Source organism: Endozoicomonas sp. ALD040 (genome assembly GCF_049275945.1).
GTDB lineage: Bacteria > Pseudomonadota > Gammaproteobacteria > Pseudomonadales > Endozoicomonadaceae > Endozoicomonas_A.
On record NZ_CP184829.1, the window covers coordinates 2642267 to 2662182 of the forward strand.

Annotated in this window: 18 protein-coding genes; 8 read left to right on the top strand and 10 right to left on the bottom strand. The window is 47.6% G+C overall.

Going from position 1 to position 19916, the window contains the following annotated elements; genetic code table 11:
- Nucleotides 1-257 precede the first annotated feature (257 nt).
- From ACOJUN_RS09315 to ACOJUN_RS09330, 4 genes are all read left to right on the top strand, one after another.
- Nucleotides 258-1721 carry a hypothetical protein gene (locus tag ACOJUN_RS09315; RefSeq protein ID WP_422136358.1) on the top strand — a complete coding sequence of 488 codons (1464 nt, stop codon included), beginning with the start codon at nucleotides 258-260 and terminating at the stop codon, nucleotides 1719-1721.
- 174 nt (nucleotides 1722-1895) lie between these two features.
- Nucleotides 1896-2165 carry a hypothetical protein gene (locus ACOJUN_RS09320; RefSeq protein WP_422136359.1) on the top strand — a complete coding sequence of 90 codons (270 nt, stop codon included), beginning with the start codon at nucleotides 1896-1898 and terminating at the stop codon, nucleotides 2163-2165.
- A 141-nt stretch (nucleotides 2166-2306) separates the two neighbouring features.
- On the top strand, nucleotides 2307-3143 hold the full coding sequence (locus ACOJUN_RS09325) for a hypothetical protein (protein ID WP_422136360.1): 837 nt from the start codon (nucleotides 2307-2309) through the stop codon (nucleotides 3141-3143).
- 239 nt (nucleotides 3144-3382) lie between these two features.
- Nucleotides 3383-4033 (top strand): O-methyltransferase, encoded by a 651-nt coding sequence (locus ACOJUN_RS09330; RefSeq protein WP_422136361.1) that lies wholly within the window; start codon nucleotides 3383-3385, stop codon nucleotides 4031-4033.
- Nucleotides 4034-4037: 4 nt separating this feature from the next.
- Here ACOJUN_RS09330 and ACOJUN_RS09335 read toward each other — a convergent pair whose 3' ends face one another.
- The 3 genes from ACOJUN_RS09335 to ACOJUN_RS09345 all read right to left on the bottom strand — a co-directional run bounded on the left by ACOJUN_RS09335 (nucleotide 4038) and on the right by ACOJUN_RS09345 (nucleotide 6410).
- Nucleotides 4038-4298 carry a hypothetical protein gene (locus tag ACOJUN_RS09335; RefSeq protein ID WP_422136362.1) on the bottom strand — a complete coding sequence of 87 codons (261 nt, stop codon included), beginning with the start codon at nucleotides 4296-4298 and terminating at the stop codon, nucleotides 4038-4040.
- 40 nt (nucleotides 4299-4338) lie between these two features.
- Complete coding sequence (locus tag ACOJUN_RS09340) at nucleotides 4339-5190, bottom strand: hypothetical protein (RefSeq protein WP_422136363.1); 852 nt, start codon at nucleotides 5188-5190, stop codon at nucleotides 4339-4341.
- Nucleotides 5191-5624: 434 nt separating this feature from the next.
- A complete protein-coding gene (locus ACOJUN_RS09345; protein WP_422136364.1) occupies nucleotides 5625-6410 on the bottom strand; it encodes a TlyA family RNA methyltransferase in 786 nt (261 codons plus the stop codon).
- A 99-nt stretch (nucleotides 6411-6509) separates the two neighbouring features.
- Here ACOJUN_RS09345 and ACOJUN_RS09350 point away from each other — a divergent pair, with 99 nt between their 5' ends.
- Both ACOJUN_RS09350 and ACOJUN_RS09355 read left to right on the top strand, forming a co-directional pair.
- Nucleotides 6510-6680, top strand: a complete 171-nt coding sequence (locus tag ACOJUN_RS09350; RefSeq protein ID WP_422136365.1) for a hypothetical protein — start codon at nucleotides 6510-6512, stop codon at nucleotides 6678-6680.
- Nucleotides 6681-6902: 222 nt separating this feature from the next.
- Entirely contained in the window at nucleotides 6903-8090 is a 1188-nt protein-coding gene (locus tag ACOJUN_RS09355; RefSeq protein ID WP_422136366.1) for a hypothetical protein, read from the top strand.
- 118 nt (nucleotides 8091-8208) lie between these two features.
- Here ACOJUN_RS09355 and ACOJUN_RS09360 read toward each other — a convergent pair whose 3' ends face one another.
- The 6 genes from ACOJUN_RS09360 to xdhA form a co-directional block, all read right to left on the bottom strand.
- On the bottom strand, nucleotides 8209-8697 hold the full coding sequence (locus ACOJUN_RS09360) for a type II toxin-antitoxin system YhaV family toxin (protein ID WP_422136367.1): 489 nt from the start codon (nucleotides 8695-8697) through the stop codon (nucleotides 8209-8211).
- A 6-nt stretch (nucleotides 8698-8703) separates the two neighbouring features.
- Nucleotides 8704-9024, bottom strand: a complete 321-nt coding sequence (locus ACOJUN_RS09365; RefSeq protein WP_422136368.1) for a type II toxin-antitoxin system PrlF family antitoxin — start codon at nucleotides 9022-9024, stop codon at nucleotides 8704-8706.
- Between the two features lie 148 nt (nucleotides 9025-9172).
- Nucleotides 9173-9295, bottom strand: a complete 123-nt coding sequence (locus tag ACOJUN_RS09370) for a hypothetical protein (protein ID WP_422136369.1) — start codon at nucleotides 9293-9295, stop codon at nucleotides 9173-9175.
- A 635-nt stretch (nucleotides 9296-9930) separates the two neighbouring features.
- Nucleotides 9931-10773 (bottom strand): xanthine dehydrogenase accessory protein XdhC, encoded by an 843-nt coding sequence (xdhC, locus tag ACOJUN_RS09375; RefSeq protein ID WP_422136370.1) that lies wholly within the window; start codon nucleotides 10771-10773, stop codon nucleotides 9931-9933.
- Nucleotides 10760-13120 carry a xanthine dehydrogenase molybdopterin binding subunit gene (xdhB, locus tag ACOJUN_RS09380; RefSeq protein ID WP_422136371.1) on the bottom strand — a complete coding sequence of 787 codons (2361 nt, stop codon included), beginning with the start codon at nucleotides 13118-13120 and terminating at the stop codon, nucleotides 10760-10762. The genes xdhC and xdhB overlap by 14 nt, the downstream gene beginning before the upstream one ends.
- On the bottom strand, nucleotides 13113-14543 hold the full coding sequence (gene xdhA / locus ACOJUN_RS09385; RefSeq protein ID WP_422136372.1) for a xanthine dehydrogenase small subunit: 1431 nt from the start codon (nucleotides 14541-14543) through the stop codon (nucleotides 13113-13115). The genes xdhB and xdhA overlap by 8 nt, the downstream gene beginning before the upstream one ends.
- Before the next feature lie 353 nt (nucleotides 14544-14896).
- Between xdhA and ACOJUN_RS09390 the strand changes: the two genes are divergently transcribed.
- Nucleotides 14897-16243, top strand: coding sequence for an NCS2 family permease (locus tag ACOJUN_RS09390; protein WP_422136373.1), 1347 nt, complete (start codon nucleotides 14897-14899; stop codon nucleotides 16241-16243).
- Between the two features lie 157 nt (nucleotides 16244-16400).
- Here ACOJUN_RS09390 and ACOJUN_RS09395 read toward each other — a convergent pair whose 3' ends face one another.
- Nucleotides 16401-18035, bottom strand: coding sequence for an IS1634 family transposase (locus tag ACOJUN_RS09395; protein ID WP_422135029.1), 1635 nt, complete (start codon nucleotides 18033-18035; stop codon nucleotides 16401-16403).
- A 396-nt stretch (nucleotides 18036-18431) separates the two neighbouring features.
- On the opposite strand from ACOJUN_RS09395, the gene ACOJUN_RS09400 reads away from it, so the two are divergent.
- Nucleotides 18432-19889, top strand: coding sequence for a C2H2-type zinc finger protein (locus ACOJUN_RS09400; RefSeq protein ID WP_422136374.1), 1458 nt, complete (start codon nucleotides 18432-18434; stop codon nucleotides 19887-19889).
- The last annotated feature ends 27 nt before the right edge of the window (nucleotides 19890-19916 follow it).

Here is a 19916-nt window from a genome sequence, read left to right on the forward strand (position 1 = left end):
CAGCACATTATCAATTGACAACCTGAAAGTATTTGTTCAGAGGCAAACCGAACAGTCTGGTATAAAATCTCACTTTCGCCATTCAAGGGAGTGAATATTATTTATCTGCTCTGTCATTGCTTTGAGTTTTTTCTACAGGCTCAACACCGCTTTCACGTCAAAAAAGTCTGTAACGACACTTTAACAGGCAGTTTCTGAAACTTTTCGCTCCCATTGTTGTCTGATCTGGAAAGTGTAAATATTTAAGGAGAATTATTATGCAGGCTATCAGCGGTACATCATGGAAGGCTACGACTTTATCGTCTGACACGGCCGACATAAGCAATGACGATAAAAGCGTATGCGTCATCTGTCAGGTGGAATTCGATAAGAAAATCGTTGTAGATAGCTACGGGCATGCATTTCATTCTGATCAGCGTCAATGTGATAAGTGCATTGGAGTTCGGAAAATTACCTCTGCCACCCAAGCGAAACTGGAGGCAGCAATTCGCGACGGGAACTTCTCTCTTGCACAACGTCTGGTCAATGACCATGGCGCTATTCTGACCGCAGATATTCTGAAAGTGGGCCTGGAAAGTGCCGCAAAAACCCTCAATGTCCAACAGGCCAGGAGCTTATTTGAACTTTCATCGTCCGAACCGGCCACTCAGGCGGTTGCCCGAACGGTATTGGATGGTGTACTGCAAAAAGCTCTAGCAAGTGCCAAGGCTACTACAAGTCTTTACATGCACCGCAATACCGTGGAATTTACCCGGCTTTTTTTCAACCATGACATCGTTAACAATGAGCTGGCGAATATTGCCCTGTATATCTGTGTTCTCAGAGATGATCTTGTGTCAGCACAAGAATTCAAAGCAAAATACCGGGCACAACTTGAGGCTAGCCATTTCCAGACAGTTCTGAGGCAAATAGTCCAAGAATTGGAAGAGGGGATTTGTCTACAAAAAGGAAAAACCGATATTCTATTGGATCTGGTAACGCCTGATGCAGCCACTCAAACCATTGCCCAGGATATCCTGACGCATTTTCTGCAAAACGCGCTGCCGCAGGCCGTTAATATGAGCAGGACCAAGTACAGCGGAATCAAGGAATTTACCGATCTTATTCTTGGTCATCACTTGGGTAATATTGAGCTGGCGAATATGGCCCTGGAGATCTGTGTTCTCAGAGGTGAACTTGAGTCTGCACTAAAATTCAAAACTGAGCACAGGGCACAACTAGGGGTTACTACTTTCCAGAAAGTTCTGCAGCAGATGGATTTGAAATGGGAGACTAACCGGATCGATATCCTATTGAGTCTGGTAATGCCTGACGAAGCTGCTCAAAATTTTGTCCTTGATATGCTGACGGGGCTGCTGCAAAACGCGCTGACTGAGTTTGAGAATATGTCCGATCCCGTATACCGCGATATCATGGCCTTTACACATATTGTTTTCCGCCATGAAGTTATCAACTCGGCCCTGGTCAACACAGCACTGAGAATATGTATACTCAGGGAAGAGACTGAACAGGCACAAAAGATAAAAGCACTTTATGGTGCATTTGTTTTTGAAAAAGAATACGGAATGCACACAATTGAAAGTTTTGCTGAAAAAATTGGTTACAAGCTGACAACAGATCGGGCTAAAGACTATAGAAATATGGCGAGAATGGTTCACTCTGATAAGCAGCAAAGTTCTGACGAACTCATGAAAGAATTAAACAGGCTCTACGATAAATAAACATTCAGTGAGGCGTTACTGTTTGGAGATAATCACCTAAAAAGATTACCCTCCTGCTGTGAGGGCCAATGTCTTTTCATTTCGTAAGGTGCTTCGTTATCCTGCAAGATGGCCCATTGCCTCTTCCAGGCCATTAAGAGCGTGTTGCAAAGCTCTCTCCAGCGTGGGAACGAGTTGACTCCCGTCATTCCCGCGAAGGCGGGAATCCACACTGACTCACCACCAGAACCATACTGCCCGGTGCCCCCAACTGGCCTTGTCATCCCCGAGAAAGCAGAGATCCACCGTTGGCACTGGATTCCCGCCTTTCGAGCGTGTCGCAAAACTCTGGTTCCCATGCTTTTAGGCCCTGTGGGTCCCAGCGTGGGAACGACTAGTTGGAGTTTTGCGACACCCTCCATTCAAGGGAGTGAATATTATTTATCTGCTCTGTCAGTGCGTTGAGTTTTTTCTACAGGCTCAACACCTGCTTCAACACTGCGTCGAGAACACTCCGGATGGGGCCGAAGCTATGGAGCGAACAGAAGGCATTCGTCATGCCTATACTATCGATCCAGCACATAGCATTTAAAACTGAATATTGAAATGATTACTAAACTTGCAGCTCTATTACTTCTGGCGGTTACCTCTAAAATTTTTGCTCAACCCGATGGCTGTCTTGAACAAAACGCTTCAGCTTTACAAAAAACTGAGGCAAGGTGTCATCAGATGTTCGTCGAAACTGAAGAGGCGTTAGTATGTATAAAAATTGATAGATCTAAAAAAAGAGACAAGACTTTTACTGGTTTGCTTCAAGACGGTTTGGAGAAGAGAACAGTATTAAAGTACCTTCCATTTGAAATAGAATATGACCTTTTTAACTGCATCAACGGGAATGAAAGGGATAATGATTTAGCACAGAAAATTGGTGACAATACGCTGGGAAAGGTTATATCTTTTAACATTAAAACAGATGATGGCAATCGCAACTACAAGCCTTCAAATTCATGGCAGGAACGATTCATAAAATGTATAAGTCAAGGCTTACAAAATATTTTTGATGATTTCCCCCCAGAGTTTGGAAATCGTTTACCAGGAAATAAAACTTTTAGCGATTTTTATAAAGGTGAAAAAACGCCAACAACCTGCTTTCAGTTTGTTAACTTAATGGAGGTTAATTCACAATCATACCATGACGAACTTTACCTTCAACTTACAGCTTTAGAAAACTCAGACATAGAGGATCATTTCATTGCTCTTGCAATTTTAAACAATAACAAACTTGTTCATACATTCATTCATATTGGAGATAATGTTTGTGTAGGTAAAATGGGAGGTAGTGGTATTTATTTTCATACTGTTGAAGATATATTAAGTCATTACCAGGAGTATTATGAAACTCCTTTGAGTTTAGCGATTGCAAATATAAAAACTTTACAGTAGCCGTATGGTAAATAGAGCCTGCCCGAAAACCCATAAATAATCCGGTTCAGCAGGCAACAGTCAAAATTTTTTGATTAAAATTCAGCCCACGCATTTGTGGGTGCTACTTTTTGGTTGATTTCTGATCATTCATAGTGGGTAAAATTCATTTCTATCATTTAAATTTTTCTATTCTTCATCCATGATTACATGCGACCCCTTTCCATACCTGCTAACTGATTGAATTGAGGAGCAATGTCATGTCCAGAACAACTCTGACCATAACACCTGCAATCGCCACTTATCTCACCCATGCAGGCATGCGCGATCATCCTGTACTGAGTGAGCTGCGAGCGCGGATGGCAGACTTTTCCGAAGGGTACATGCAGGTCTCGCCGGAGCAGGGGGCTTTCATGCAAATGCTGGTGAAGATGAGTGGTGCAAGAAAGGGAATAGAAATCGGCACATTCACTGGCTACAGTGCTTTGGCAACCGTATTGGCCATGCCAGAAGATGGACACCTGACTTGCCTGGATGTTTCTGAGGAATGGACGAACATTGCCAGAGAGTACTGGCAGAAAGCGGGGGTGTCGGAGAAAATAACCCTGAAAATTCAGCCTGCTCTGGACAGCCTGGCTCAAATGCAAGGTCAGGAGGGTTTGTTCGACTGGGTGTTTATCGATGCCGATAAAGAAAATTATCTGGATTACTACCGGCGTGGTGTTGAGCTACTGAAGTCTGGCGGACTGGTGTTAGTGGACAACAGTCTCTGGGGTGGCTCGGTGGTGAATCCTCAGGATGCAGAAACCAGAGCCATTGACGAATGCAACCGCTTTATTCAACAGGATGACAGGGTTGATATGGTATTACTGCCGGTAAGCGACGGATTGATGATCGCTCGCAAGCGTTAACTGTTCAGGCTGATGACGCCTTTCTGGCAATAATGAGAAACTCCCGGTTTCCATCACCCCCTTTGATCGGACTGTCAAAATAATCGGTGGTTTTCAGACCCTGCTCTCCGAGACAGCTTCGAATGGATGATTCTACTTCAGAATAGACAGTCTGCCAGTTGCGGGCATGTAACACTTGCACCTTTCCTTCAGCAATAAACTTCTGTGCCTGGGTGCGGGAGGCAGCAAGGCCGTTGTCTACCAGCAGACGATCCGCTTTTTCCATTCTGTATGTTCATCACGGGAGTTAGAAAACACGATTGGTATTAATCATTAACTACTACCACTATGATGCGTTTTTCTTCCAGATCATCATCATTTTCGCTGAGGTATACGATATCCCCAGCCCGATGAATCAGGGAATGTTCATTGGAAAATACAACCCCGTTATTTCGGCCATCATATGAAAATGACTCCTCAGTGCCTTTATCAAGGAATATTTCTGCTGAATTAATACGCGATGAATTTTTGCCAATATCAAGCCCGCCTCCTGAATACTTTACACCCGTTCCAGTTGCGTTGGTATTGTCATTCAATTGGACGACCATGCTTTTTTTGCCGGGATCCTTATGCCAGGGCAAATCTTTAATTCCCCTTGAGGGAATTAATGGGTAACGAATCAGGACAAGATTAGAAACTTCTACCGAACGATCCCGCCATTGAAATTCATCGGCCATTTTTTCCAATGCCTCTGAGCATAGAGCCCGGATTTCATCCGATGAAGTAGCCAAGCAGTCCTTTCGGAAAGACTCTTTAATCAAATGACTATTTTTATCAAACTGAATTCGCTTTTTATAGCATAATTCGGCCATGAAAACGGGATTTTCATGATTTAACCCAAATTTCAGATGGTCAAATATTGTGCTTGATTTTATAACTTTTCCTACCATTCTTTCATTCAGCAGATGTTTGACAAAAGCCGAATTGAAATAACTTTTGTCGTCATCTATTACCCGATTGGCCTCTTTTAAAACACTTTCAGAAAACACCGAGGAGACTCTTCTGAATGTATCGCCAAATTTTATGCCTTTGGCCTGCGTTTCAACAGAATATGCCGAGGCGGCATCTGAAAAAACCTGCATCGTTGGGCGGGAAGAAATATTATTAGACAACATCATTATCACTCCTTTGATCTATTAATTATTCAATTACAGGACTAACCAAACATCATTCAACGATTCTGGAGTGTCCAAAGCAGAATAGTTCAGCAAAAAGCGTATAAACTGGTAATTTCAACCATCCCCGATGACGAAACATGAGATGGTTGCCTTACTCACAAGAGATCACCGGGTAATCCCTCAGAAGTTTGCTTTTTCGCCGATACCTGCCTTTTACTTTGCTGGAAGCTGACTCAGTGTTGGTATCCTATAAAGTCTGAGTATGAAACATCGTAGGGTATTTTTTGTAAACATGACAGGCAGAAACGCTGGCGTTTCGGTCAGGAATACTAACCTTGGCAGGTCCCTGTCAGGTCAAGAGGAAAAGATTTTTCTTTTCTCCGTGGCAAGGGTTTTTTTTACTGGATAACATCATCGTAAGTGTGGAAGTTATGTCAAGACAGTTCCTTAGAGTCTGTCGCCTGATATTTTCTGGCAATAACAAGAAACTCCCGGTTTCCATCACCCCCTTTGATCGGACTGTCAAAATAATCGGTGGTTTTCAGACCCTGCTCTTCGAGACAACTTCGAATGGATGATTCTACTTCAGGATAGAGACGCTCATCCCGAACAATGCCTCCTTTGCCAAGACCTGCTTTTCCCACTTCAAATTGCGGTTTGACCAGGCTGACCAGAAAACCTCCCTTTTTAATCAGCGGTGCCAGCGAAGGTATAATTTTGGTCTGGGAAATAAAAGAAACATCCATCACCGCCAGATCAAACCCGGCTCCGTTTTCAGTATGCTCTAACAGCTCCGGGCCAAGCTCACGGGCATTAATACCTTCCAGACAAACTACCCGCTGATCCTGCCGCAGTTTCTCTACCAGTTGCTCATGCCCTACTTCAATACCGACTACTTTCGTCGCGCCTGACTGCAGGGCACAATCAGTAAAACCGCCCGTTGACTGACCCACATCAATCACGGTCATTCCCGTAATATCCAGACCGGCTTTCTCCAGAGCACTTGCCAGCTTGAGTCCGCCACGGGAAACAAATCTATCCGACTCATCCAGAGTGACTTTCAGCTCTGCCTCTCCGGTCAGTTTCTCGCTGGGCTTTTTTACGGTTTGCCATTTGCTGGAATGCAACACTTGCACCTTTCCTTCAGCAATAAACTTCTGTGCCTGGGTGCGGGAGGCAGCAAGGCCGTTGTCTACCAGCAGACGATCCACTCTTTCCATTCTAATAACCGTATTGGGAAACAGATAATACCAATCGAACTTACAACTCGTTCCCACGCTCTGAGGCTGTCGCAAAACTCTCTCCGGCGTGGGAACGCGTTGACTCCCGTCATTGCCGGCTTCATTCCCGCGAAGGCGGGAATCCACACTGACTCTCCACCAGAACCATACTGCCCGGTGTCCCCCTGGCCTTGTCATCCCCGAGAAGGCAGAGACCCACCGTTGGCGCTGGATTCCCGCCTTCGCGGGAATGACGACTTCAGAGCGTGAGAACGAGCTGTTGAAGTTTTGCGACACGCTCCATCACTGGAGTTAGAAAGCAAGATTGGCATAAAGTATAAGTACCTGTTCGTACAAAATCATATTTTCTTACTCATTCTGTGCTGACCTTTTAAAGGGTCAGGGGAACCATTTCCTGAGTTGAATGTCCAAATTAAGAGAAGGCAACCATCTGACAACGGAAGTCAGTCAATCAATGAACAGGAGTTTCTTATGAATATAAAGCCCATCCCTTCACCGCCGCCGAGTTTCACTGATTTCGCTAACATTGAGGCTTCAGCGAATGATCCTGCTCAAAAGCAGGATGATCTGTCTAAACAGATTGCAACTCTCGCTACACCTGAAGTTGCCAAGCAGATTCCCTTAACAGAAGGTAACCTGAGTCAGTTTAAAAAAGCGTTGGAAGAGCACAGCGTAACCGCCGCAGATGCAATGCATCACCCTCTGGCCTCCATTGTTGGCAGCATGGATGGTTGTGTATCCGCTCTGAGTAAGGCGATTTTGAACCCAATACCCTTTACCTCACGGCGTCTTCCTGTTCTTCCTTTGCTTTCTTTCAAATACCTGGGCCTGAAAAAAACCTTGGCACTCTATATTGCTATTGGCGCAGCCGGAGGCTTTTACGGCAGGCTTAAGGCTGCTTCTGAAATCTACCAGAAGACACCTGAAGATAATCTGACAGAAACAGTAAAACGCCTCGAGAAGGAGTGTTCCGAGTTAAAGGAGCAAATGCTGGAAGCACGGCTTGAGCGATTGAATGCGTTGAATAATTGTCGTCGACTGGCACCTTTGAAGATTTTTATAAATGATGCAAATGTGCGTAATTTTTTCGAACGTACATTGAATGATTGTGTTGAATTGACGATGCCGACGGATATCCAGTTTTATGAGAAGGTACTGCAAAAACAGGCCTCAGACATTCAGGCTCTTGAAGTAAAGCTTTACAGTTTAGAAGAGAAAATGACCGAAGGTAGGGATGTTAAGCTGAAATTTCTGCGAACAGCTCTTGATCTGGACGCCGAAAAGGAAGCGTTCAAACGCGTACAGGCATTACTGGACAGCGCAAAGGCCAACCCGGTAGTTCAGGATTTAGCTGGGCATGCCCGGCAGTTGGATGAGTTAGCAAATAGTTTGTCTGAGAATTCCAAGCTTCAGATGACATTTGAAGCTCAAAAAAAATACCTCGCAGCTGAGAGCAATTTCAGTAAATTGCAGCATGACTTTATAGAAAAACAGGTGGAACTTATTAAAGCTCTTGTCAGCAAGCAACGGATTTTTATGGCTCGGGGCGAGGGCATGACGACCAAAAAGGAAGATAGAGAGGCATCTCGTGCAGGTGTTTCCGCTAGTGCAGATAGCCAATCTCAGACCTCTGGGGCGGCTGGTTCAAGCCCGGTATAAACTGACCAGACTCAATTTTCCTTTACCAACAGGCAGAGAAAACTGTGCTGTCCGGTAATGCCATGGGAGTATCAGTACGGGGCAACAGGCTCATAGTGGTTGTGTGGGATTGTGCCTGCTAGAGGTTTTTGAAAAATTCATCCAGATCCTCAATGCCTTGAGATTCATTCATTAGATCCTGCCAACTGTCAGGGGGCGTTCCCGCACTCACCAGTTTCCTAAACACCGAATATGCATCGGTCTTGCTACCGTAGGCACGTTTGGTTTTTTCGTCATTTACCCAAGCATATATGATGATTCTGGCTGCCTCGTCGTAGCGGAAAAACAGCCGGTACTGTTGAAAAAACTTAGCTCGAAACCAATGCTTTCTGGCTTTTCCAAGCGTCAAACCTTGACGGTATATTGGATCAGAGGGATTGCTCGGAACCTGTTCAAACGCCAACTGGTTTATTGCCGCCAGTCGTTTTGTGGCGTTTTTCTTTTGAAAAGAATCAGGATGTTGTTGTTTCAGTTTTTTGACTTCAACAGCCAAGCTCTTGAGTTGAGCGACAAACATTGGGTGGGCCAGAATCGTCCAGCCATGAAAATCATTACGGTTGGAAGGCATTGCCGATCAATCCCCACCAAGAGGCTCATCGAGATCAATATCGATCTCCCCAACCAGATCAGTGAGCTTCTGGGCAAGCTCCGGGGAAACCGGCTTCAGTGTTCGGGGATGATTTTTCATGTCCCGCTCAAGAAAATCCAAGAAACCTGCTATTACAGGGTCTTCTTTGTCACTCTGGCACTTAGAAAGTAGGACGCTGCCATCGGAGCGAATCTCATACTGAAGCTTTTCCTGCTTGTTCAATTCCAACGCCTTTCTGACCGAGGCCGGAATAGTCGTCTGATAACGATCCGTCAGGGTGGATCGATCTACGGACACATTTTTCATGATGAAACCTTAGATTGTTAACTATTACTTATTATGGTAATGCAAATGCATTATTGTGTCAAAATCAGGATTGAGGATGAGTCGGTGAACAAGCGGACTCTGATCTGACCGCCCTGCTGCCGGTAGTTCGGGGTTTTTGCGCATTCCCTCAGAAAGAAGCTGAATCACCCTCTTCCCCCGAAGACAAGGAATCCATGACATCGAGCATTTTTTCAATTGCTTTGCCCATGCTCATTTTGCCGTCAGCAAGGGCTTGTAGACGGTAATACATAGCTTTCCTGACTCGGATTCATAAGTCAGTGTTGATATCTCTGACAATCTTATCTTCTGACTGTTTAGAGACTGGCATCCTGCGCAGGCCTAATAAAACGGTACGCCCCGCATACATGGAGTTGATGGGCAAGCTCACTCTGGAACACCTTGTTGGCCTCTTAAAAAAGGAAAGTGAGGATGTCATAGGTATCGTGTTTGCTTGGGGCAACTGTTGAAGATGAGGCCATTGTTTTTGAGTACCATTCGCAGCTGTACAAGTACGGGTTCTGCGGGGTGTTGTTCAATGAGGCATGTCCTGGAAGCTGCCTAGGTCAGGGCAATGGTTTTCTCGCTACAGAGCTCACTCGGGATGCTGATGCCATGATTTGTCTGATCGAGGCGGACCTTTTTTCTTTGACAACAGATTTTAGGCAAATATCAATCGGGGTGGTGAAAGGCAGATAGAAAAACAGATGGAATTTATTAAAGCTCTTGTCAGCAAGCAACGGGTTTTTATGGCTCGGGGCGAGGGAATGACGACGAAAAAGGAAGATAGAGAGGCATCTCGTGCAGGTGTTTCCGCTAGTGCAGATAGCCAATCTCAGACCTCTGGGGGGGCTGGTTCAAGCGCGGTATAAACCCACTTCCAAGTCTTCAGGCTTGGTGGTGGTCGTTTATTAATTTCTTGAGTGTCTGCCAGGGAATACCCTCCCTTTTTCGGACAAGGCTGTCACGAGAGCCATTTCTGACAGCCAGTATCTCTGCAGCAATGGCAATGGCGATCTCTGCGGGCTCTCTGCCTCCCACTTCATTGAGTCCGACCGGACATCTCATCTGTTCAATCCGCTCCGGGTTGAAGCCCTTATGCTCAAGACGCTTACGGAATCTGCTGGCTTTAGTCTCGGAGCCTATGACGCCCAACCAGCCAGTGTCTGATCGTTTTAATGCCTGTTCAGCAATCGCATAATCCAGCTGGTGATTGTGGGTGACCACCAGAATAAAGGCGTTTTCGGGCAGATCTGCCACTTCTTCATCAGGCTGTTCACTGAGAATACAGGTGACATTTTCAGGGGTATTCCGGGGGAAAAGTTCTGCCCGATTATCAATCCAGGTAATACGGCAATTCAGAGGCGTAAGAACATGAATAAGCGCTTTGCCAATATGCCCGGCCCCAAACAGAGCGATATGGAAGTGACAGCCTGCAATGGGCTCCAGCATCACGCTGACACTGCCACCGCAGCACTGACCTAACCGTGGACCCAGTGGGAAGTGCTCCATAACAGGCTCATGCTGATCTGAAGCCATCAGCTCCCTGGCTCTCTCAATCAGCAGAAACTCAAGATGCCCGCCACCCACAGTGTCAAAGCTTTTTTCTTCTGTGACCAGCATTTTACTGCCTGATTTTCTGGGCGCAGAACCGGCTGATCCCAGGACGGTCACCAGAACGCCAGGCAGACCAGAACGCTTGAGCTTTGACAGCGCGTCAATCCACTCCATAGGCGGCCTCCTCTTTTTTTAGAGGTTCTGTGTGGGGCCGCTCTTTAATTTTCGAGATGGCTTTCAGCACTCTTTCCGGAGTCGCGGGAACATCAATGTCCGGGCTGACGGTGTAGTCTGAAAGGCTCGAAACGGCATCACGTATTGCCGACCACACCGAGATGCTGAGCATCAGGGGAGGTTCGCCGGTGGCCTTGGAATGATAAATCGTATGCTCCGGATTATCCTGCTCGAACAACTCAACGTTAAAGATAGCCGGTAGATCTTCAATCGTAGGAATCTTGTAAGTCGCCGGGTTGTTACTGAGCAATCTTCCCTGCTCATCCCAGACCACTTCTTCAGTGGTCATCCAGCCCATACCCTGAATAAACCCGCCTTCAATTTGGCCACGGTCAATGGCGGGGTTCAGTGATCTGCCAACGTCGTGCAATATATCAACCCGCTCCACCCGGTATTCACCGGTCAGGGTATCCACTACCACTTCAGAGACTGAAGCACCGCAGGCAAAATAATAAAAAGGGCGGCCACTGGCTGTTTCCCGGTCATAGTGAATCTCGGGAGTGCTGTAAAAGCCTGAGCTGGAGAGTGAAACCCGGTTGAAGTAAGCGGCCTGAATCAGTTCAACAAAAGGAATGGTCCGCTCTTTCATGTGGACATGACCATCAGCGAACTGAATAGCCTCAGGTTGTTCCTGATAATGTTCGGCAGCGAATGTTATCAGGCGATCACGAATTTTCTGACAGGCATCCTGTGCGGCCTTGCCGTTCAGGTCACTGCCGCTGGAAGCCGCCGTCGGAGAGGTGTTGGGTACCTTGTCGGTTCGGGTGGAGGTCACTTGTACCTGATCCAGGCCAACCCCAAATTCATGAGCAACCACCTGGGCCACTTTAACGTAAAGCCCCTGTCCCATCTCGGTACCGCCATGATTTACCTGAATACTGCCGTCTGTGTAGACATGGACCAGAGCGCCAGCCTGATTGAGATGTTTGGCCGTGAAAGAGATACCAAACTTCAGCGGGGTCATGGACAAGCCTTTCTTTAATACCGGGCTGTTCCGGTTGAACGCTGTAATCTCCTGCCTGCGCTTTCGGTATTCAGAACTCTCTTCCAGTTTTGCCATCAGCTCCGGCAGAACATTGTGTTCAAAGGTCTGGTGGTAATGAGTGACATTTCGTTCGCCAATGCCGTACAGGTTATTAAGGCGAACATCCAGTGGGTCAAGACCGGTAGCACGAGCAATGTCGTCCATTGCCCGCTCTATTACCAACATGCCCTGAGGCCCGCCAAAGCCTCTGAATGCGGTGTTGGAAGCAATATTGGTTTTGCAGCGGTGACCAGTGACTATGGCATTATCGAGGTAGTAAGCATTGTCGGAATGAAACATGGCCCTGTCGACAATAGCGTCTGTGAGGTCAGGGGAATAACCGCCATCACCTGCGACCTCTATATCTATCCCCTTGATAACTCCTTTACTGTCAAAGCCTGCGCGATAACGGTGTCTGAAAGGGTGGCGCTTGCCGGTGGACATCATGTCCTGTGAGCGGTCGACCCGGAATTTTACGGGTTGTCCTGTTTTACTGGCCAGAAGTGCTGCAATACAGGCCGGACCAGCAGCCTGGGTTTCTTTGCCACCAAAGCCTCCCCCCATGCGTCGAACATCCGCCACGACTTTGTGCAAAGGAATGCCCAGAACTTCTGCTACCAGCTTCTGCACTTCAGAAGGGTGCTGGCTGGAGGTGTAAATATGGTATTGGTTGTCTTCCAGAGGGACGACGCTGGCAATCTGTCCTTCCAGATAAAAGTGTTCCTGAGCGCCGTTGCTCATGGCACCTTCGAGTCGTCTGGGTGCTTCGGCAATGGCACGATGGGCGTCGCCTTTACGCATCACATGCTCAGGTCTGAGAAAGGATTCTTCCTGCATGGCCTGATCGATGCCCAGCACAGGCTCTAACGCCTTGTATTCAATGTTTGCTTTTCTGGCCGCTTTTTTGGCGGCCAGGTGAGACGTGGCCGCTACCGCAAAGACCGGCTGACCGATATAGTCGACCTTGCCATCAGCCAGCAACATATCACCAGGGTAAACCGGGCCAATGTCTTTGTGTCCGGGAATGTCGTCAGCGGTGACGACCATGACCACACCGGGACTGTTTTTGACTGCCTCCAGATCCATGCTGATGATTTCAGCATGGGCCTGGGTAGACAGGCCAAATCCGGCGTGTAACTGACCGGCCATTTCGGGTCGATCATCGATATAGGTGGCTCTGCCGCTGACATGCAGATGGGCACTGTCGTGTTTGGCTGTCTTCGGGGAAGACCGGGTTTTGCTGATATCCGGTAACTTACGCATGAGCAATGATCCTCGCAGTTTGTCCGGACATTTCCAGAAAGTATCTTTCCAGCAGGTTGCAGGCTGCCTGCAATCGATAGTCGCTGCTGCCCCTGACATCGGACAGTGGTGTAAATTCTGAACGAATGGCTTTCTGCGCCTCTTGCAGAGTAGTGGCGCTGGCCTCTTTTCCTGTCAGGGCTTTTTCGCAGGCCAAAGCCCGTTTGGGTATGGCTGCCATACCTCCAAATGCGACTCTGGCCCGGGTAATGATTCCGTTGTCGTTCAATTCCAGATTGATGGCGGCCAGAACGGCGGATATATCATCACCATAACGCTTGCTCAGCTTGTAAACCCTCAGTTGATGAGGCTTGAGTGGAATGCGAATGCGGGCAATAAATTCACTTTCTTCGAGCTGGGTCTTTTTGTAGTCCAGGAAAAAATCTTCCAGAGGCAGGGATCTGATGGTGTTTCCTTTACGCAGTTCAACCTCTGCATCCAGTGCCAGTAACACAGGAGGCGTGTCGCCTATGGGCGAGGCATTACCGATATTGCCGCCCAGAGTGCCTGCATTTCGAATCTGTTGTGAGCCCAGACGCGAAAGCATTTCTGCAAACTCGGGAAAGTGTCTGGCCAGCAGAGGTTCCATCTGACGGAAGCTGGCTGCAGAGCCAATGATCATTTCCCGGTCAGTACAGGTGATCTCTTTTAACTCATTGACTGAGGTCAGAGTGACCAGCGACGGTAAATCCTTCATCTGTTGAGTCACTTCCAGCCCAAGGTCTGTGCCACCGGCCAGTAATCTGGCTTGTGGATGTTGCAACAGATAATCAGCCAGTGCCTGCTCGGAGTTCGGCATGAAGACACCATTGGCGGTGTCATCAAGCCGGGCTTGCAGTGCGTTGAGTTTCTCAACGGTCTCCTGTTCCTGATGCTTGAAGCGGTCAGAAGGTGTCAAGCTGGCGATTTCATCAGCAGCATCAACGATAGATTGGTAGCCGGTGCAACGGCAAAGGTTGCCACCCAGAGCTTCAGGAATGTCAGGTCTGTTTTCGGGGGCTTCATGATGGAAGGCAAACAGGGACATGATAATGCCGGGCGTACAGAAACCGCATTGAGAGCCGTGGTGATCCACCATGGCCTGTTGAACAGGGTGCAGTTTTTCCCCTTCAGCAAGATCTTCAACGGTGATCAGTTGCTTGCCGTTAAGTGCCGGTAGCAAAGCAATACAGGCGTTGATGGTCTGATAGTTCAGACGGTCGTTCTCCGGCTCCGCAACCACCACAGTGCAGGCACCGCAGTCGCCTGAACAACAGCCCTCCTTGGTGCCGGTTTTTCTATCCGGATTGTGGCTGTGATTACCCCGGAGGTAGTCCAGTACGGTGGTATCGGAGGGAGTGTCTCTAAGTTCAACCAGAGTCTCGTTGAGCAGAAATCGAATCACGACGACTGACTCCTTTATTCTAATTCTCTATAGGGAAAAATATTCTGCATGGTCGTTTTTTTGTTTTTGATTTACGTAGAATATTTTTCTTAGCTCATATCTGCGACTTGTAATTTGACTATTTGGTCGGGAAAATAGCAAGCGAAATCAGCAAAATGCTGGTATTAAAAACAGGCTGGTATTAAAGAGGCAGGCAGCAGACTCAGCTGTCCTGGAACGAATAATGCTATCAAAAAAGCCTCGTATACCTTTGGATCGTTTTTTATTGACCCGGGGTAAATTCAGTATTATCAGTTTTGATCAGTTGCTTGGATCATTGCATCGATAAGAACAACAATTATATGGAGTCTGGAATGGATAACGCTGAAATGTCGCCCGCTGTGGGTGGGGATAAGGGTGCATCATTGCTCGATCGTCTCTTCAAACTCAGTGCCAAAAACACGACAGTAAAAACTGAAATGATGGCAGGTCTGACGACCTTTGTTACCATGTGTTATGTGGTGTTTGTCATACCGGGAATGCTCAGTGATGCCGGGATGGATAAGGGTGCCCTGTTCACTGCCACCTGTCTGGTCGCGGGCCTGAGTACCATTGCCATCGGTCTTTTCGCTAATTGGCCTGTAGGACTGGCTCCGGGTATGGGTTTGAACGCTTTTTTTGCCTACGCGGTGGTGCTGGGAATGGGTTACACCTGGCAAGAAGCCATGGGTGCTGTATTTTGGGGCGGCATAGGCTTTATGTTGTTGAGCCTTTTCAAAGTCAGGGCATGGATTGTAGACAGCATTCCTGTCGGTCTCAGAGTCGGAATCACCAGCGGTATTGGCCTCTTCCTGGCACTGATTGGTCTTAAAAATGCCGGCATTGTGGTGGCCAGCCCCGGCACCATAGTGACGTTGGGGGACATCACTCAGTTTGGCCCAATGATGGCCTGTCTCAGTCTGTTTCTTATTCTGGGTCTGGCATTCCGTGGCCTCAAAGCCGCCGTGCTGATCGCTATTGCCGTTGTCACCTCTATTGCCTTGTTGGCCGGTGATGTTGCCTTTAGTGGCGTGGCTTCAGCACCACCCAGCATGATGCCTATCGTCGGTGGACTGGACATTATGGGTGCTCTCAACCCTGAAATGCTGGGTGTCATTATTGCTTTCATGTTCGTCAATCTGTTTGATACGACAGGTACCCTGATTGCTGTGGGCGACAAGGCGGGTCTGGCCGACAAAGACGGTAAAATGCACAACATGAACAGAGCCATGATCACTGACGGTACAGCTTCATGGGCGGGTGCACTGGTGGGTACACCGACGGTCACTTCCTATGTTGAAAGTGCTTCAGGTGTGGCCGCAGGAGGTCGCACCGGTCTGACAGCGGTTACCATTGGTCTGCTGTTTTTGCTCTGTGCTTTCTTCTCTCCCCTGGCCGGGATGGTACCTGCTTATGCAACTGCGGGAGCGCTGATTTATGTTGCCGTTCTGATGGTGGGCAGCCTTGCTAATATCGACTGGAACGATCTGACTGAAGCCGGACCGGTCATGATGACTGCTATCATGATGCCACTGAGCTTCTCTATTGCTAATGGTATTGCTCTGGGATTCATCGCTTATCCGGTGATTAAAGTTCTGGCCGGACGTTCCAGCGATGTCAGTATCAGTGTCTGGGTATTGGCTGTGCTCTTTGTCCTCAAGTTTGTGTTCTTTGGCGTTTAAGCTTCTCTGGCTTGCTCATTTCTGGTGAGCAAGCCTGTTCACTTTCAATCTGTGTAGATTATGGCTTCAGCTCTGTGATCGTCGCTGAGTTCATCGCTTTTATCAAACCGGGCTTTACGACAGTCATCAGATATAAAACCGCCTTTCACCACCCCTATCAGGAATACATGGACTCGTAAAAAATGCCCAAAATTTGAATGATCGTCCACTGCCTTTCCTTCAAGCCAATCACATGTTCCTCCTGATTATTGACCGTTAATACACTAAGCCCCTGGAAACAGAAAAATACCCATCTTGCTGTTGGGTTCTGGCAGGGCTTTTTTTTCTGGTCTGGAAATACACGACTTTGCTTTTTCAGTTCCTGCCTGATTCTGTGCTGGATAGCAGCATAGACCATCAGGCATAGAGTCATCACCATTAACAGGGCTTCAATACGTTCCGCTTTCTTCAGATAGAGCGAAGAGACCAGAAAGTCCGGGCTCTTCAGGAACCGAAAGCCGCCTTCAACTTTTTGTTGCGACTTATAAGTAGACAGCAGCTCAGAGGCATTCAAACTATTTTTATCCAGTTCATTGGTGCTTAGGATAAAACAACCCAGTGAGGCTTCTGCATGCTCCCTTTTCTCGCAGGAAACAAAGCATTCAGCCTGCACAAAGTACTCGAAGTGATCAGGCTTGCTATCCGGCGATGGTCTTCCTTTGCCCGAATAGCAGGGTTTACGGATAACCTCTGGCTCTGTTTCGCTTTGGCAAAGTTTCGATTGTTTCTGCCACAAGGCAAAAGCCTTCAATGCATCGTCCCGGCACAAAAAGGCCTTTTTGCTCAGCTTCTCCAGATCACGGGCCTCTTTCAGTGACTGCTTTTGCATCTTCCGGGTCAATGTTTTCCGTTCACTAAGCCCGCGCTTTTTGTTGAGAAACAGGAACCATCGTTGCTGAACCCCTCCGTAGCAGGAAGGCACTTCAGCTGAGTAGTAATCTTCATAGCCTTCAACAGGCACCAGCGACATGGTTGGCGCTTTGCAGACCAGCTCCTTTGCCTCCTTGATGTTCAGGGGCACCCGGGAGATAAACAGCTGCTTTTGCTCATCAAGCAACTGAAGGGTTTCTGCAACATACATGGCAGCATCAGCAACCAGATAGCGGCTATTCAAAGCGGCCTTAAAACATGACAGATGATTTTTGATAATTTCCTGAAAACAGGTTTTGTCGTTTACATTACCGCTGGCAGGGGCCATAAACACAGGGATGCCCGCCTGATTTTCAGTCATTAACTGCAAGACTACCTGATTCAGGTCAGGCCGGTGGTCACGGCTGTAACCTTGGCAGATATGAATACAATTTAAGTCGTCTGGATTGTCATGACTGTTATAGACTCCATCCACATGAAAGCTGGTGCCATCCAGATTTAATGCCTTGCAAGGAAGTTTCAGATGATTGACGACCTTGACGGCCAGATTGAGATACAAGTCGCTAACACCAGCGTCGTACAAACTGTCGAGAGCCCGACCAAGTACCTTGTCGTTCAAGTGTTCGGCCTGTATATCTTCCCCGATAAGGCGGTCAATCGGCTTATCCTCAAAAAACTCAGGGAGCATGTACAGAGTTTGCCCCGTAAAGCCCAAGCCATTGATGATCATTGCGACTACAGCTTGTCCAATAGTGACATTACGAACATCGGAGTCATTTGTGATACGGGCATCAATGTATTCGGCTATCTTTAACTCCCGACACATAGCGGCAACCAAGCCAAGGTGGTTGAGGTTCTTAGACTGGTATTGAGCTTGAGGCATGTTGGTGCACCTGAATGTCTGTTTATTTCTTTGACAACAGATTTTAGGCAAATATCAATCGGGGTGGTGAAAGGCAGATAAAACATCGGCGTTTCAGTAAAATTCCATAACCTTTGTCATAGGTGAGAGAATCCAGGAACCACTATGTTTTAGTTTCGTGCCCCTCATCTTCTCGTCTATCCTCACTGCTCCTATCCCTGGAAAACAAAGGATAGAACCATTAACAGCCTACTCTCCCACATATTGGTCTTTTTGCCTTTCGTCTGCCCGGTTGAGCCACAGACTTATTGTTTTATCGTTGAGGTTGATCAGAATGAGGCTTCGACAAGCCAGAGTTTTTCTATAAAAACTGAGCCGGACCTATTAACTGCAATGCCAATGACCGATTGGAGGCTAATGCAAAACGAACCATCACACATGACCAGCACAGACGGATATTCAGGGTCAGGCATGCTACCCGATGACAAACCCAGTCGGCGAAACCAACTTCAGATCATCACCTTGATGTACGGAACGGGCGGCGGTAACTATTCCCGGACAACGGGGTCAGAGGATCATGGACAGTCATTCAATAGACATTCAGAAAAATCACATTATTTATACGACAACGACAACAATGATGAAAATTCGGGTCAGCCCACCGACTCGCGACATAGCCTTGACAAAAATTGCCATGAACAGCCCTGTTGTAATCAACAAGGAGTCTGTATCTTCGCTCCTTACAAAAGTACCCACTGTCGTTCAATCTCAGATGACTCTTTCGCTAGCACAACAGATGTCTATTTGCAGACAGGAGATCAGGAATCTGACCCGGTAAGCCATCCTGCCAAAGCACCGAGAGTTGTCTCAGGAGCTGACAGCACGACCGGTTCATCATTAAAACTAAATCCATCTCCTGCGAAAAAACAAAAGAAGACGGACTCCAAAAAATACCGATGTAATCACCCCGGCTGTGAAAAATCATTTAGCTCCCAAGGCTCATTGAGCACTCACAAAAGTCAATATCACACCGGAGAACAAACCTGTCTTGAGTGCCAGAAGCCCCTGCCAAACGCTCGAGCCCTGGCGATTCACAAAAGAAAAGATCACACCGGAGAGCAAACCTGCCCTGAGTGCCAGAAGCCCCTGCCAAACGCTCAAGCCCTGTCGGATCACAAAAAAAAAGAACATAGCGGAGAGCAAGCCTGCCCTGAGTGCCAGAAGATTCTGCCAAACATTCAAGCCCTGTCGAATCACAAAAGAAAAGATCACACCGGAGAGCGAACCTGCCCAGAGTGTCAGAAGACCCTAGTAAACATGAAAGCCCTGTCGGATCACAAAAGAAAAGAACATAGCGGAGAGCGAACCTGCCAAGAGTGCCAGAAGACCATGCCAAACGCGCAAGCCCTGTCGAATCACAAAAGTCAATATCACACAGGAGAGCGAACCTGCCCAGAGTGCCAGAAGACAGTGCCAAACGCGAAAGTCCTTTCGGCTCACAAAAGTCATTATCACAGCGGAGAACAAACCTGCTCTGAGTGCCAGAAGAGCCTGCCATACGCTCTAGCCCTGTCGTATCACAAAAGAAAAGAACACAGCGGAGAGCAAACCTGCCCAGAGTGCCAGAAGACCCTGTCAAACGCGCATGTCCTTTCGGTTCACAAAAGTCAATATCACAGCGGAGAGCAAACCTGCCCTGAGTGCCAGAAGCCCCTGCCAAACGCTCGAGCCCTGGCGGTTCACAAAAGAAAAGAACACAGCGGAGAGCAAACCTGCCCAGAGTGCCGGAAGACCCTGCCAAGCTTGAAAGCCCTGTCGAGTCACAAAAGGCAACACCGGAAACGAAAGCTTGATGATGCAAAGTCAAGTGATTGATTTCTGCCCGGGAGGGAAAGGCAATGT

What these genes read in the sequence shown, in the direction of transcription:
- ACOJUN_RS09325 (WP_422136360.1), top strand. Translation starts at nt 2,307, where the DNA reads ATGATTACTAAACTTGCAGCTCTATTACTTCTGGCGGTTACCTCTAAA.
- ACOJUN_RS09365 (WP_422136368.1), bottom strand. Translation starts at nt 9,024, where the DNA reads ATGAAAAATGTGTCCGTAGATCGATCCACCCTGACGGATCGTTATCAG.
- xdhB (WP_422136371.1), bottom strand. Translation starts at nt 13,120, where the DNA reads ATGCGTAAGTTACCGGATATCAGCAAAACCCGGTCTTCCCCGAAGACA.
- ACOJUN_RS09360 (WP_422136367.1), bottom strand. Translation starts at nt 8,697, where the DNA reads ATGCCTTCCAACCGTAATGATTTTCATGGCTGGACGATTCTGGCCCAC.
- ACOJUN_RS09330 (WP_422136361.1), top strand. Translation starts at nt 3,383, where the DNA reads ATGTCCAGAACAACTCTGACCATAACACCTGCAATCGCCACTTATCTC.
- ACOJUN_RS09370 (WP_422136369.1), bottom strand. Translation starts at nt 9,295, where the DNA reads ATGTATTACCGTCTACAAGCCCTTGCTGACGGCAAAATGAGCATGGGC.
- ACOJUN_RS09345 (WP_422136364.1), bottom strand. Translation starts at nt 6,410, where the DNA reads ATGGAAAGAGTGGATCGTCTGCTGGTAGACAACGGCCTTGCTGCCTCC.
- ACOJUN_RS09395 (WP_422135029.1), bottom strand. Translation starts at nt 18,035, where the DNA reads ATGCCTCAAGCTCAATACCAGTCTAAGAACCTCAACCACCTTGGCTTG.
- ACOJUN_RS09390 (WP_422136373.1), top strand. Translation starts at nt 14,897, where the DNA reads ATGGATAACGCTGAAATGTCGCCCGCTGTGGGTGGGGATAAGGGTGCA.
- ACOJUN_RS09315 (WP_422136358.1), top strand. Translation starts at nt 258, where the DNA reads ATGCAGGCTATCAGCGGTACATCATGGAAGGCTACGACTTTATCGTCT.
- ACOJUN_RS09400 (WP_422136374.1), top strand. Translation starts at nt 18,432, where the DNA reads ATGCAAAACGAACCATCACACATGACCAGCACAGACGGATATTCAGGG.
- xdhC (WP_422136370.1), bottom strand. Translation starts at nt 10,773, where the DNA reads ATGGAGTGGATTGACGCGCTGTCAAAGCTCAAGCGTTCTGGTCTGCCT.
- ACOJUN_RS09340 (WP_422136363.1), bottom strand. Translation starts at nt 5,190, where the DNA reads ATGATGTTGTCTAATAATATTTCTTCCCGCCCAACGATGCAGGTTTTT.
- ACOJUN_RS09335 (WP_422136362.1), bottom strand. Translation starts at nt 4,298, where the DNA reads ATGGAAAAAGCGGATCGTCTGCTGGTAGACAACGGCCTTGCTGCCTCC.
- ACOJUN_RS09355 (WP_422136366.1), top strand. Translation starts at nt 6,903, where the DNA reads ATGAATATAAAGCCCATCCCTTCACCGCCGCCGAGTTTCACTGATTTC.